This is a genomic window from Sneathiella glossodoripedis JCM 23214 (assembly GCF_000616095.1).
GTDB lineage: Bacteria > Pseudomonadota > Alphaproteobacteria > Sneathiellales > Sneathiellaceae > Sneathiella > Sneathiella glossodoripedis.
In genome coordinates, this window is record NZ_BAMS01000001.1 from 738,332 (window position 1) to 752,075 (window position 13,744).

The 13,744-nt window shown below is 46.9% G+C and carries 13 protein-coding genes and 2 pseudogenes; 7 read left to right on the forward strand and 8 right to left on the reverse strand.

Annotation, left to right across the window (positions count from 1 at the left end; translation table 11 throughout):
• Positions 1-21 precede the first annotated feature (21 nt).
• Both JCM23214_RS03690 and pdxR read right to left on the reverse strand, forming a co-directional pair.
• The gene (locus JCM23214_RS03690) at positions 22-1,833 is read right to left on the reverse strand and encodes an extracellular solute-binding protein (protein ID WP_025897621.1); all 1,812 of its coding nucleotides are present in this window, start codon (positions 1,831-1,833) and stop codon (positions 22-24) included.
• The gene (gene pdxR / locus JCM23214_RS03695) at positions 1,830-3,302 is read right to left on the reverse strand and encodes a MocR-like pyridoxine biosynthesis transcription factor PdxR (protein WP_025897622.1); all 1,473 of its coding nucleotides are present in this window, start codon (positions 3,300-3,302) and stop codon (positions 1,830-1,832) included. The genes JCM23214_RS03690 and pdxR overlap by 4 nt, the downstream gene beginning before the upstream one ends.
• 158 nt (positions 3,303-3,460) lie before the next feature.
• Between pdxR and msrA the strand changes: the two genes are divergently transcribed.
• Positions 3,461-3,943 (forward strand): peptide-methionine (S)-S-oxide reductase MsrA, encoded by a 483-nt coding sequence (msrA, locus tag JCM23214_RS03700; protein ID WP_025897623.1) that lies wholly within the window; start codon positions 3,461-3,463, stop codon positions 3,941-3,943.
• An 18-nt stretch (positions 3,944-3,961) separates the two neighbouring features.
• Here the strand turns inward: msrA and JCM23214_RS03705 are convergent, their stop codons facing one another.
• A complete protein-coding gene (locus JCM23214_RS03705) occupies positions 3,962-4,426 on the reverse strand; it encodes a hypothetical protein (protein WP_025897624.1) in 465 nt (154 codons plus the stop codon).
• A gap of 215 nt (positions 4,427-4,641) precedes the next feature.
• On the reverse strand, positions 4,642-5,244 hold the full coding sequence (gene phaR, locus JCM23214_RS03710) for a polyhydroxyalkanoate synthesis repressor PhaR (RefSeq protein ID WP_025897626.1): 603 nt from the start codon (positions 5,242-5,244) through the stop codon (positions 4,642-4,644).
• 287 nt (positions 5,245-5,531) lie between these two features.
• On the opposite strand from phaR, the gene JCM23214_RS22035 reads away from it, so the two are divergent.
• The 5 genes and pseudogenes from JCM23214_RS22035 to yddG all read left to right on the forward strand — a co-directional run bounded on the left by JCM23214_RS22035 (position 5,532) and on the right by yddG (position 9,888).
• Positions 5,532-6,092: a hypothetical protein gene (locus JCM23214_RS22035; RefSeq protein WP_051548009.1), complete on the forward strand. Its 561-nt coding sequence runs from the start codon at positions 5,532-5,534 to the stop codon at positions 6,090-6,092.
• Between the two features lie 41 nt (positions 6,093-6,133).
• Complete coding sequence (locus tag JCM23214_RS22040; protein ID WP_267879388.1) at positions 6,134-6,784, forward strand: alpha/beta fold hydrolase; 651 nt, start codon at positions 6,134-6,136, stop codon at positions 6,782-6,784.
• Between the two features lie 143 nt (positions 6,785-6,927).
• Positions 6,928-8,099, forward strand: a pseudogene (locus JCM23214_RS18930) (acetyl-CoA C-acetyltransferase).
• Positions 8,100-8,128: 29 nt separating this feature from the next.
• Positions 8,129-8,850 (forward strand): annotated as a pseudogene (phbB, locus tag JCM23214_RS25245) (acetoacetyl-CoA reductase).
• A gap of 141 nt (positions 8,851-8,991) precedes the next feature.
• On the forward strand, positions 8,992-9,888 hold the full coding sequence (gene yddG, locus JCM23214_RS03735) for an aromatic amino acid exporter YddG (RefSeq protein ID WP_025897628.1): 897 nt from the start codon (positions 8,992-8,994) through the stop codon (positions 9,886-9,888).
• 9 nt (positions 9,889-9,897) lie between these two features.
• Here yddG and JCM23214_RS03740 read toward each other — a convergent pair whose 3' ends face one another.
• Positions 9,898-10,317: a VOC family protein gene (locus JCM23214_RS03740; RefSeq protein WP_025897629.1), complete on the reverse strand. Its 420-nt coding sequence runs from the start codon at positions 10,315-10,317 to the stop codon at positions 9,898-9,900.
• A 17-nt stretch (positions 10,318-10,334) separates the two neighbouring features.
• A complete protein-coding gene (gene gloB, locus JCM23214_RS03745) occupies positions 10,335-11,105 on the reverse strand; it encodes a hydroxyacylglutathione hydrolase (protein WP_037492573.1) in 771 nt (256 codons plus the stop codon).
• A gap of 51 nt (positions 11,106-11,156) precedes the next feature.
• Here gloB and JCM23214_RS03750 point away from each other — a divergent pair, with 51 nt between their 5' ends.
• Complete coding sequence (locus JCM23214_RS03750; protein ID WP_199899273.1) at positions 11,157-11,921, forward strand: class I SAM-dependent methyltransferase; 765 nt, start codon at positions 11,157-11,159, stop codon at positions 11,919-11,921.
• On the opposite strand, the gene metW is transcribed toward JCM23214_RS03750, so the two are convergent.
• Positions 11,887-12,561, reverse strand: a complete 675-nt coding sequence (gene metW, locus JCM23214_RS03755) for a methionine biosynthesis protein MetW (RefSeq protein ID WP_051548011.1) — start codon at positions 12,559-12,561, stop codon at positions 11,887-11,889. The two genes, JCM23214_RS03750 and metW, sit on opposite strands and share 35 nt — an antisense overlap.
• Positions 12,558-13,703 (reverse strand): homoserine O-acetyltransferase MetX, encoded by a 1,146-nt coding sequence (gene metX, locus JCM23214_RS03760; RefSeq protein ID WP_025897635.1) that lies wholly within the window; start codon positions 13,701-13,703, stop codon positions 12,558-12,560. The genes metW and metX overlap by 4 nt, the downstream gene beginning before the upstream one ends.
• Between the last annotated feature and the right edge of the window lie 41 nt (positions 13,704-13,744).

Here is a 13,744-nt window from a genome sequence, read left to right on the forward strand (position 1 = left end):
TTTCCAACTGATAACAATGATCTATCTGTTTTGCCTGTTCTGTCCCGTTGCGTCAACAGGCTTGCGCCACCAAAGATCAACGCTCGTTCCATAGTTCGGAGCATTTGCAGGAAATTCAATCTGTGCAGTGTGATAAAGCCACTGCCGATCCTTGTGGTGTAGGGGAATGGCGTAATATCCCCACAACAGCAATCTATCAAGTATGCGAACCGCCGCTTCGAGCTGGGGCCTAGTTTGAGATTTTGCAATGAGTTCCGTAATGTAGTCGATAGTCTTGTTTCTAATTCCCGGATAATTTCGGCTACCGGGAGAAGTTGCCGACGAGCTATGCCAGTAAAACAGTTGTTCATTGCCGGGCGACAGACTTTGTCCCCATTTGGCGATCATCATATCGAAATCAAACACACCTATGCGGTTTTGATAACTAGCGCTATCGAGTGTGCGAATGGTCAATGTAATGCCAAGCTGCTGCAGATTTTTCTGAAAATTACTCAAGAGCCTAAGATGGGAACTGTCGTTTGTGATCAGTTCAATCTTAAAAGGAGTGTTTAGGCCTTTAGGATAAAGCTTTCCCTGTTTGTAGCTGAAACCAGCTTGCTCAAGAAGGTTGCGCGCTTCTATCAATCGATCCCGAATACGGCCAGTTCCAGTTGAAACAGGGAGCGAAAATTCTGCAACAAAAAGACTTTCAGGGTAATCCAACCCAGAATTTTTCAGTATAAGCCTTTCATCTGCATCCGGTAGGCCGGTTGCCTTTAAACGTCCCGCGCCAAAGTAACTTGTGGTCCTTTTGTAAAGGCTGTGAAGCAGGTTTTTATTGACCCATTCAAAGTCATAGGCAAGTGTTAGAGCCTTCCGCACGAGTCTGTTGGAAAATTCGTCTCGGCGTGTGTTCATAACGATTCCCAGAAAGGGCGGCGGTAATTTGACATCGATTTCTTTTGTCATCAGATTATGCTGGGTAACGTTCTGCCGTTTTGCCCATTTTCCGGGATCATTTTCGAAATAAATGTCTATCTCGCCAGCTTTCAAGGCTTCGAACGCGATATCCAAGTCGCGGAAATACTCAAATTTTATCTGGTTGAAATTGTAGCGTCCCTTGAACGGTGCTCGGTCTTGAGCCCAAAAATCAGGATCCTTAACATATTCGATAGTTTTTCCGGGAATTACGTTTTGAATTTTGTAAGGACCACTTCCAACAGGAATGTTCAGGCTGGCCTCATTGAAGTCTATTCTTTGAAAATAATCCTCCGACAAAACTGGCATGAGTGCGAAAATTAATGGAATTTCAGGGCCACTCTTATTGTGGAAATCAAATCTGATGGCATGAGAATGGAGCAGCGTAACTTTTTCTGCCTGCTTGTAATATTGCCTGTGATTGGGGCGCCCGCTTGTTTTCAATACATGATGGCTAAAACGAATATCATGTGCAGTTATGGGGGAGCCGTCAGAAAATCGGGCTTCTTCATCGATATTAAAAATGATCCACTTCCTGTCAGGTCCCATTTCATACGACTTTGCGACAGAAGGGTACAGGCTGAAAGGTTCGTCATCTGCCCGCTCCATCAGGGATTGGTAAACCATGCCAAGTCCCGCAGCGGAAACCCCTTTAATGAGAAACGGCTGCAAGCTGTCAAATTTTCCCAAAACCGGGAGCCTGATTTTACCTCCTTTGGCTGCCTCCGGGTTCACATAATCGAAATGAGAAAACCCGGCTTTGTATTTGGGTTGCCCATACATTGAAAGGCCAAGCCCGATTTCTGCCGCGCTATGTTGTATTGATACGAAAAGCAGCGCCAATACATATCCGTAGATTTTTCTTTGGCTTTTCATAAAGCGGAATTCTTTAGTATTTTTGCAAGTGTATCCACATGTACAGGCATCGCCTTTTCAGATGTTCCTGCGAAGCCGATGATCAGGCCGTTTTGAGATGATCCTCCTTTGTAAAAACGGGAGAGAGCACGTAAAAACAATCCGCGTTCACGACATTTTGCTTCAATTTGTGTGTCTACAAGGGGTTCTTTTAAATGTGCGACTAAGTGCATCCCGCATTCTTGGCCATTCACATCCAGATACGGAGCGCATTTATCCTGTAAAAGGGACAGAAGCTTATCATGTCGGCACTCATACAATGTACGCATGCGCCTGATATGTGTTGCCAGATGCCCTTCGGATATGAATTCAGCAAGAGCAGCCTCTGCAGTGGATGGGGAGTGACCATCTATATCACGGCGTAATGCCAGAAATATTTCCACCAAGTCTTCAGGTACGATCAAATATCCAATCCGAAGCCCGCTGAACATCACCTTGCTCATGGAGCCGACATAAAATACCCGATTGTCAGTGTCCAGTCCTTGAAGAGAGGAAATAGGTCTGCCCGAATATCTGTATTCACTGTCATAATCATCTTCCAGAAGAAATTTGTCTTCCTGTTTGGCCCAACCCAGTATTTCCAGCCGACGTTGCAGGGACATGGTTGGTCCGAGTGGATATTGGTGAGACGGGGACAGGCATGCAAGCCGGGCATTCGGAGCTTTCGCAACAGCCTCTTCCAACATAAACCCCTGCTCATCAACAGGAACAGGAACAGGGCGGGCGCCGGCCGCAATTATGGATGTTCGGGTTCCGGGGAATCCCGGATCTTCCATAAGAATAGGGTCGTTTGCATTGGCGAAAGCTTTAATGACTAAATGAATGGCTTGTTGTGAGCCAGAGAGAACGATGACTTGTTCAGGTTTTGAATTAACCGCCCGCGTCTGGGCTAGATGTTCTGAAAGTGCAGCCCGCAATTCGAAGCTGCCCGCGACCGGGTTTCCGACGAGTGCCGATTTTTCAGGGCGGCGCCAGTGTTTAGCCAGCAGTCTTGCCCAAACATCAAACGGAAATTGATCCAGTTCCGGCTGGCCCGGTGAAAAAGTCCCTTGCCTGCTATCACCGCCACTTTGATACGGGCGCAGTGCTTCAGCTTGCGTAGAAAGTTTCACGTGCCTTTTCTGAGGGGCATGTGTTTTGGAGCTCTGCTTTGACTTTAATAGTTCATCGGGGAGTTGATCGGAAACATAAGATCCGGACCCCATGCGACTTTGAAGGTACCCCTCCGACATAAGCTGATCAAAAGCGGCAAGGACAGTATTTCTGGAAACTTTAAGATCGGTTGCCATCAGACGGGTTGAAGGCAACCGTGTACCTGGTTTGATAACACCTGCTAGGATGTTGTCACGCAAAGTCAGAAACAGTTGCCGATGCAGGGGCGCTGCACTCGTGCGGTCCAATGACAGGTTTGACAGATAGGCGAATTTCATATTGACGGGCTTTTTATTGGTACTTCATATTTACAAAATATGTCATGAAGTTGATACCAATTTCAACTTGATAGCCAAAATTATGGGCGAAACAGTTAACTGCTGAGCATAAACCGCCTATATAAATATAAACCTTAGCAAATCAGGAGTTCAGTCTTATGGGTTCAGGATCAGAAATAGCCTATTTCGCAGCCGGTTGTTTTTGGGGCGTTGAAGCCGCATTTCGTCAAGTTGACGGTGTGCTTGAAACAACGGTCGGATATCAAGGAGGGCATACCATTAATCCAACCTATGAACAGGTTTGTTACGAAGACACCATGCATGCCGAAGTGGTAGCGGTTCGTTTTGACCCGAGCAGAGTTTCATATGAGGAACTGTTGCAGGTATTTTGGAAATGCCACGACCCAACAACGTTGAATAGACAGGGTCCCGATATCGGAACGCAATATAGATCGGCAATTTTTTATACGTCAAGTGAGCAAAAGAGGGCGGCGGAAAGCTCCAAGGCAGAGCTTGAGAGATTAAAAGTATACGCGAGGCCCATCGTAACCGAAATTACTGAAGCTCCCGACTTTTTCCAAGCTGAAGAGTATCATCAACAGTATCTTGAGAAACGCGGCATGGCCACATGCCGGATTTAAGGTTGAGGGACTAAACTATCAGGCTAACTGTTCGCGAAACCCTTGAAAACCCATCAGACTAATCGTCAGATTTCGTGTGTCGCGGTAAGCTTGTGACGCAGATTGGAAAATATGCGTATCCCCTGGTTCGTTTGTTTGGCCTGAAAGTAAAGGATGCTGATCTTGTGCAACCTGTTGCGCAACGAAAGGTGTGGATGCATGTCCCAGTGGTAAGGGTTCGCGATGTCGTGTGGGAGCAGGCGACGGACTGTGCTTCTGTTTGAGGATAAGCTCGACTGTTGTTTGTCGGTTTCCGTGAGCCTCAACCTCTCGGCTTCGCTTGTGACCCATAATATGGGTATCAATTTCCGCCTTAAGATGCCTTTTTTCCTCAATTCTCTCACGCAACAACTTCTGCTCCAGATAAGCCTCATATTCAGCTTGTCTGACGTCAGAAGAATGGTACGCGTGAACCGCATATGAGTTGGAACGAGATAGCTCCATTTGGGGCAATTAACCTGATCTTGTTATTCGCAAAAAGGGATGCTGTGGTTAATCGTAACCTTTCCCCCGTATTCTGCGGAGGGTTGAACGCTACTCTATCACAACAGTGGACTCTAAATGTGAACAAATAGTTACCAATTCAAGTCACATAAAGTTGAGTAATCCAACTCCCCTAATATAACGTAAGAGTTATGTTTTGCCTAGTTGCTGTGATTTTATTTTTCACTCAACTTATCAATCCGGGCCTGCATCTGAGCGAGCTGGTCCTTCAACTCTTTCATCATCTCAGCCGCATTCTCAGACTGTTCTTGAGGTTTGCTTTCAGTTTCGGGGGTCGCAGGTTTGGGCGAGCCGTAGGTAGGAGGCGTGAACATCTTCATGGCTTGAGTAAACATAGCCATATTCTGACGACCCATTTCTTCAAACTGCTGATAGAGCGGATTTTCACGCACGCCTTCGGGCAGTGCATCGCGCATCTTGTCCTGATTGCTCGTAAAGGATCGCATGGACATATCCAGATAATCCGGAACAATCGTTTGCAGGCTGTCCCCATAATAGCGAATCAATTGCCTCAAAAAACTGATTGGCAGAAGGTTTTGCCCTTTTGCTTCTTCTTCAAAGATGATTTGCGTGAGAACAGATCGAGTGATGTCTTCATTTGTTTTTGCATCATAGACTACGAACTCTTCACCTTGTTTCACCATTTGGCTTAGATGATCGAGAGTCACATATGACGATGTCGCAGTATTATACAAACGCCTATTGGCGTATTTCTTGATGGTAACTGGGGCTACGGTATCAGAATTAGTATCGACCAAGTGAATTCATTCCCTGTAATTGCTGCGCTGCAATTGCGTATTGTGCAATGCAGTTACGTTTTTGGCAATAATTATCATTTGATCACGTAAGAATAGCTTGCTGGTTGTTAGGGCGTACAGGGTCTATAATTGTCTTATGTCAACGAAACCGGAACTCAAAAAGACAGTCCTGGAATTTTTCGATTTGTGGCAAAGACAACTTGCTGCCTCGTCGAGGAACCCTGAGACCACATTACTGCAACTCCTTGGCCAGCAGGAGGAGCTGGTGAAGAATTTGGTGCGTGAAAATGAACGAAGCGACGATAAAAATGACTGACGTTGCTCAAAATTTTCGCAGTTTGGCCCCAAGGCCGTTGGGTTTACATCTTGGACTAAGTGCCATGACGCTAAGCAGTTCAGTCAATGCGATTGTAATGTGCAGGTCTGGCCAGCTCCCTTGGATACCGGAACTGGCACAAGAGGGCCGGGAACTCTCTGAAAAATTACAGCAGTTCGATATTGCGGAAATTTCAGCGGCACTGGCGAGCGAAGGACATAATAAACTGGTGTCCATGATGTCAGGAATAGCGAAGTATCGAAAACATCCTTATAAACGGCAGGAAAGTCAGCACCCGATTATATGGTCAAAGGGTAATATCAAGCTGAACGACTGCGCTCCTGATCTTGGACAAAGCTCTCCCATACTGTTGATGGTTCCGTCTTTGGTGAACAGAGCCTATATTTTGGACCTGATGCCGGGAAACAGCTTAGTGGAGGCGTTGAGGGAAGCGGGAATTCGGCCGTTACTCATAGACTGGGGAGAGGTCGACCCTGATGAAAAGGAGTATTCCTTGATGATTATATTCTGAATGTCCTAGGACCGGCATTGGATTTTGTTAAAGTAAAGTTTGTGGGCACCCCTATTCATTTATTTGGATATTGTATGGGAGGTACGCTCTGTGTTGCGCTCAGCCATTTCCGGCAACAGGACTTCAAAAGTTTTGTCGCAGTAGCAACACCTTGGAATTTTCATGAAGGACTGGGGCTGGCTGCAAAAAACTTCCTTAATAACGAAGCTTTCTGGTCGGCTTTGCTAAGTGGTTTTCAGGAACTTCCTGTTGATATATTGCAGGCATTTTTTACGTCACTCGATCCCAATCTATGTATGAACAAGTTTGAACTTTTTGATCGAATGGATCAGGCTTCCGAGCGCGCAACAGTTTTTGTTGCACTTGAAGATTGGCTGAATGATGGTGTTCCGTTGGCGCCAAAAGTTGCACAAGCCTGCTTCGTTTCATGGTATGGTGAGAATGCGCCATCGAACGGCCAGTGGTCCGTAGGGGCAGAGTTGATTAATCCGAAGAATATAACAATTCCGTCATTAATTGCTGTACCATCAGCGGATAAAATTGTTCCGCCTGCTTCAGCGAAAGAATTGGCCTTGCAGTTACCAAATTCAGAGTTACTTACTGTAGGAAATGGTCATATTGGAATGATGGTCGGGCGTGGGGCGCGTCAAAATTTATGGCAGGATGTTATTGACTGGATCAGAAATATGTAATTAATTTACCGCAGATGCACAATAATTGTTGCATGTGCGAATTTAAAAGGTTATTTCGTTAATTGTCGAAAACTATTTCGAAAATTGCGAAATAAGAATAATGATTGAATTTTAATTAGTTTTCGAAAAATGAGAGGTCTGCAATGGATGTTGTAATTACAAGTGCGGCACGGACACCGGTAGGTTCCTTTAATGGTGCCCTTTCCGCTTTGCCCGCCCATAAACTGGGCGAGGTTGCGATACGTGAAGCACTTAAACGGTCACAGGCCAATGGAGCTGATGTATCCGAAGTAATTATGGGCCAAATCCTCACTGCAGGCGAAGGTCAAAACCCTGCACGGCAAGCAGCAATTGCCGCGGATTTACCGGTAGAGGTCCCTGCTTGGGGTGTAAACCAGCTATGCGGTTCGGGTTTGCGTGCCGTTGCGCTTGGCTATCAGGCCGTGTTGAACGGTGATAGCAAGATTGTGGTCGCTGGTGGCCAGGAAAGCATGAGTCAGGCACCGCATTGCGCTCATTTGCGCAATGGTCAGAAGATGGGAGCGCTGGAATTTACAGACACGATGCTCAAAGATGGCTTGCTGGATGCATTTCATGGCTATCATATGGGAAATACAGCAGAAAATGTCGCTGCCAAATGGCAGATCACGAGAGAACAACAGGATGAATTTGCAGCGGCTTCTCAGGCTAAAGCCGGTAAGGCACAGGAAGAGGGACGCTTTAAAGATGAAATTGTTCCTGTGACCATCAAAGGCCGCAAGGGCGATGTTGTTGTTGAAGATGATGAATATATTCGGGCAGGCACCACTGTTGAAAAGCTGAGCGCGCTTCGAACTGCTTTCCAAAAGGATGGGGGCAGTGTTACTGCCGGTAACTCATCGGGAATTAATGATGGCGCAGCAGCAGTTGTTATGATGTCCTCAGATGAGGCGCAGGCTCGCGGTTTGGCACCTATGGCTCGTATCGTTTCATGGGCACAAGCTGGTGTAGATCCGTCGATTATGGGGACGGGCCCAATTCCAGCAAGCGACTGGCGCTGGAAAAAGCTGGCTGGAGCGTTGATGATCTTGATCTGATCGAGGCTAACGAGGCTTTTGCTGCTCAGGCTTGCGCTGTGAATAAGGATCTTGGATGGGATACAAATAAAGTAAATGTAAATGGAGGCGCAATTGCTATCGGCCATCCGATTGGTGCCTCTGGAGCAAGGGTTTTGGTAACATTACTGCACGAAATGCAAAAAAGAGACGCAAAGAAAGGTCTCGCAACTTTGTGTATCGGCGGCGGTATGGGAATTGCGATGTGTGTTGAACGGTAACTTTCATTACAACTGAGGATGATAGGGATATGGGCAGAGTAGCAATTGTAACAGGCGGTACACGTGGAATTGGCGAAGCCATTTCTGTAATGTTGGCAGAAAAAGGTTATAAAGTTGCTGCGAATTACGGCGGTAACGATGAGCGGGCCAAAGCCTTTACTGAGCGCACTGGAATAGCATCGTATAAATGGGATGTTTCCGATTTTGACGCCTGCGTTGAAGGCGTTGCAAAAGTGAAGGCGGATTTGGGGCCGGTTGAAATCGTAGTGAATAACGCTGGTATCACCCGCGATGGGACTCTGCACCGAATGGATAAACAGTCCTGGCAGGAAGTCATCGATACGAACCTTGGCTCCTGTTTCAATATGTGCAGGGCAACCATTGAAGATATGAGAGCAGCCAAATTTGGCCGTGTTGTCAATATCGGATCAATTAATGGTCAGGCAGGGCAATATGGACAGGTAAATTACGCTGCTGCCAAATCTGGTATTCATGGTTTCACCAAAGCTATGGCGCAGGAAGGGGCGGCACAGGTATAACCGTAAATGCCATAGCTCCGGGTTATATCGATACTGATATGGTTGCTGCTGTTCCGTCCGCAGTTCTTGAAAAAATTGTTGCTAAAATTCCGGTGGGTCGTCTTGGTAAGGCTAGCGAGATTGCAAGAGGCGTTTGCTTTCTTGTCGCAGACGAAGCTGGTTTCATAACCGGTTCCACCCTGTCCATCAATGGTGGACAGCATATGTATTAAGTCGGGCCCTGTCTAACCGACTTGAAGAAAAGGCATGTTCGTCCTCCCTGGGCGCATGCCTTTTCGCTTGTTTGTCGAGCGTGAGTTGAACTAGTTTATCCAAAACATCGACACTCATGCACACCGAATTAGCTCTCTTTGATGACACGAAAAAAAGCAACACTTCTTGGCCTGCTCGCTATATTGCTATGGGCATTACTGGCTCTATTTACCGTTTATACCGGAGATATCCCGCCATTCCAGCTTACAGGAATGAGCTTTGCCATAGCTTTTCTGCTAATTGCGGTAAAATGGGTCGTTAAAGGAGAGAACGTCTCCGCCTATTTTAGGTTGGATGCCAAATTATGGTTGCTTGGTGTTTGCGGTCTGTTTGGATACCATTTTTTCTATTTTATGGCGCTTAAATCAGCCCCGCCAGCGGAAGCAGGATTAATCGCCTATCTGTGGCCGCTTCTGATCGTAATTTTTTCTGCTTTTCTTCCGGGTGAAAAACTGTACTGGTTCCACGTAGCAGGAGCATTTATCAGTTTGGCGGGTGCAGCATTACTCATCACAAAGGGGCAGGATTTGCAACTTGATCCAACTCATACCCCGGGATATCTCGCCGCTTTCGCATGCGCATTCATATGGTCAGGTTACTCCGTCCTAAGTCGCAAGTTTTCTCAGGTGTCAACGGATGTTGTGGGGGCATTCTGTTTGTTGACGGCGGTGCTATCAGCGGGATGTCACATCATATTTGAGCAAACCGTATGGCCGGGTGATCTAATCGCGTGGTTGGCAGTGCTGGGACTTGGGCTTGGTCCGGTAGGTGGTGCGTTCTTCCTATGGGACATAGGTGTAAAACACGGGGATATTCAAGGTCTTGGCGTTTTGTCTTATCTGTCGCCATTGTTATCAACAATTCTGCTTGTTTTGTTAAGCGGAGTTGAGTTTAGCTGGCCACTATTATGGGGATGCCTCTTAATAACTCTGGGCGCTATTGTAGGATCGCTCCGTATTTTTCGGGACCTGCTACATAACAGGCCCCGCTCAGGTTAAGTGACGGGCTTACCATTCACCTGTATTTTCCATGCTTGCCCAAGGTTCAGCTGGGGGGAGTGCGTCCCCTTTTTGGAGCAATTCGATGGAAATGTTGTCTGGTGAGCGCACGAAAGCCATCCGCCCGTCTCTTGGGGGTCTGTTAATTGTGACGCCTCTTTCCATCATATGCTGGCAAATTGCGTAAATATCATCAACTTCGTAGGCCAGATGGCCGAAATTACGGCCGCCGCTATAGGTTTCCGGATCCCAGTTGTAGGTGAGTTCAATCTGCGCATCTTCCTGCCCTTCAGGTGCCAGAAAAACGAGCGTAAAGCGGCCTGCTTCAACTTCTTTTCTGCGAACTTCCTTTAGCCCAAGGCTATTGCAGTAGAAATCAAGGCTGGCTTCCAGGTCTGTTACCCGGACCATAGTGTGTAAATATTTCATTTCTTTATGTACTCTGGTTAAAAGTTGTCTTTTCGTGACCTGATCTCGGCGAAAATGTCGATCAGGTTTGAGCCCCTCATTCCAAGTGTTTCCTGAATATAATCACTGTCTGGTCTAAGAAAAGGATTGGTTCGTTTTTCATCAGCCAGTGTGGATGGCACTGTCGGCTTATTGGCACCCCTTAACTTTACAATCTCTTCATATCGGTTCTGCAGATCAGTATTTTGCGGCTCAACGCTTAAGGCAAATTTTGCGTTTGCTTCTGTGTATTCATGGGCGCAATAAATTTGGGTGGTATCAGGAAGCGTTTTTAGTTTGGATAGACTTTCCCACATTTGAGCTGGTGTGCCTTCGAAGAGGCGCCCGCAACCCAAAGCAAATAGGGCATCCCCGCAAAATAGTGCATTGGACTGTTCAAACCAGTAAGCGATATGGCCAATTGTGTGCCCTGAAACATCAAAAATTCTGGCGTTTGATTCCCCAAACTCATAGACGTCTCCGTCACTGAGTTGGACATCGATCCCCGGTATTCTGCTGGCATCACTTTTTGATCCGACAATTGTGCAGCCTGTTTTCTCTTTGAGGTCCAGATTGGCACCTGTGTGATCCATATGATGGTGAGTGTTGAGAATATGGGTCAGTTTCCATCCCAACTCATTCAGTTTGTCCAAAACGGGATCACTAACGGCCGGGTCTACAATTGCAACTTTATCGCTTGCTATATCCTTGATCAGATAAAGATAGTTATCATGTAATACTGGGATTTGATGAATTTGCAGTTTGCTCATTTGTCTCAGACTTTTATGCTATTATTTTGAATGTTGCTGGTAGTATAACCCATGATGCGCCCTGATGTCATAGACTTGCGGAAATTTTACCATACCCGTCTGGGTGTCGCAGTGCGTAAAGCACTGGTTCGTAAAATTCGTTTGCTATGGCCTGATATTTCAAATTTCAGGTTGTTGGGGTTAGGATATTCGACGCCTTATCTTTATCCATTTCGCAGCGAAACAGAACGAACAATCGCACTAATGCCAACTCAGCAAGGGGTGATTCACTGGCCTCATGGCGGACCTAGCCTGGTGGGACTTAGTGATGAAAACTCGTTGCCACTGCCAGATAACTCTGTTGATCGCATTATCCTTGTTCACGGCCTCGAAAATACAAGAGAGGCTGATGAGGTGCTCGAGGAAGTCTGGAGAGTATTAACCTCCAGTGGGAAAGTTTTGATCATTGTGCCCTCTCGTGGTGGATTGTGGGCGAGAATGGAGAAAACGCCCTTTGGTCATGGGTATCCTTTCTCGGATAAACAACTGCGGCGGCTGCTTCGAAATAATATGTTTACCTATGGTGATATTCAGGGTGCGCTTTATTTTCCGCCAAGTGGTGCTCGTCTTAACCTGCGTATGGCGCGGTTTCTTGAAAAACTGGGGGAGAAATGGTGGGCTCGATTTAGTGGTGTGCGTATAATCGAAGCTGAAAAACAGATTCTCGCCATCCCGGAAGAGCCGATGCGCAAAAAGAAGCTAAGACCTTTGATCGCACCGGCCGCGGTACCCATTGGAACGGTTACCAGCAATATGAAGTGTGATGAGGAAATCTAATGTTTTCCTGGCTTTCCAGCATAAAAACACACTGCGCGGCGAAAAAATTCGCCCGGCGACTGGTAAAGGGATAAGAGAGAACTTTGCCATCATTTCCAACGATGATTGATTGTTGGATGCGGATATTCAGCTCTTCGCACAGGACCGTGAAATCTCTTAGAGTGCAAAAATGAATATTCGGAGTTTCATACCAGGCATAGTCGAGTGAGCTGGTCATTGGCATTCTGCCCTTGAATGCCAGGTAGGTGCGGCATCTCCAATAGGCAAAGTTTGGAAAGGAGACCACCGCCTTTTTACCAACCCGTAGCAATTGTTCCATAACCAATTTGGGTCTATGTGTAGCTTGCAAGGTCTGGCTCAGAATTGCGTAGTCGAAGCCTTTATCAGGATAGTCACTTAAATCTGCATCGGCGTCCCCCTGCACAACCGACAGGCCTTTGCGAACACAGGCGTTGACACCTGCCTGACTAAGCTCGATCCCCCGGCCGTCCACCTGTTTGGTTTCAACCAGATGAGAGAGAAGCGTGCCATCAGCGCAACCCACATCCAGGACGCGGCTGCCAGGTTCCACCATCTGCGCGATCAGTTGTAAATCAACACGAATATCTTGAGGGCGGGTCAAGGTTGTGTTTTCAATCATGTGCTTAACCCCCTGCTTATGGCGGTAGACTTCAAAAAGCCACCTATCGTTTGCAGCATTTCAGGTGTATCCAATAGAAATGCGTCATGTCCTTTGTCAGTTTCAATTTCAACGAAACTTACATTTGCAGCGGCGGCGATTAATGCGCGTACAATGTCTTTGCTTTCTGTTGTAGGGAATAGCCAGTCACTTGAAAAAGACACAACGCAAAATCTGGTTTTTGTATCTTTGAAGGCGAGTGGAAGTGATCCGCCGTGATCCCTCGCAAGGTCGAAATAGTCCATGGCCCTTGTAATATAAAGGTATGAATTGGCATCGAAGCGGTCTACGAAGTTAATGCCTTGATATCTTAAGTAACTCTCCACCTGAAAATCTGCGTCAAAGCCATATGTTAAACTGTCGCGATCCTGAAGGTTGCGTCCGAATTTCCGATGCAGGGCTGATTCAGACAGATATGTGACATGCGCTGCCATTCTGGCAACCGCAAGTCCTGCGCGCGGGTTTTTGTCCTGCTCCAGATATTTGCCCCCTAGCCAATCTGGATCAGCCATGACCGCCTGTCTGCCCACTTCATGAAAGGCGATGTTTTGAGCAGAATGTTTTGCCGCGGTTGCAATCGGTATGGCACTAAAGCAGCGTTCAGGATAAGCGCTGGCCCATTGGAGAACTTGCATGCCTCCCATTGATCCGCCAATGACCGAAAACCAGGTTGGTATTTCCAGATAATCCTGTAACAGCGCCTGTGTTCGCACCATATCGCCGATGGTAATAATCGGAAATTCAAGCCCGTATGGCTTGCCTGTTTCGGGGTTTATATCTTTTGGCCCGGTTGTGCCCATGCAGCCGCCCAGTACATTTGAGCAAACTATAAAATATCGATTGGTATCCAGTACTTTGCCTGGGCCAATCATGATATTCCACCAGCCATCTTTTCCGGTCAGAGGTTGTCTGCTTGCGGCGAACTGGTCACCGGTTAGGGCATGGCATACAAGAATGGCATTGCTGCGATCTTCGTTCAACGTACCGTAGGTGTTGTATGCCACGGTGATGTCGCTCATCATAGCCCCACAGTCCAGTGGCATCGGAACCTCGGTTCCCAATTTCACAGTGTGATGATTTGGTTCTGTGGGGATAATTGACACGACAACGACTCTTTTCACAAACAGTGGTTAGAAATATCTTT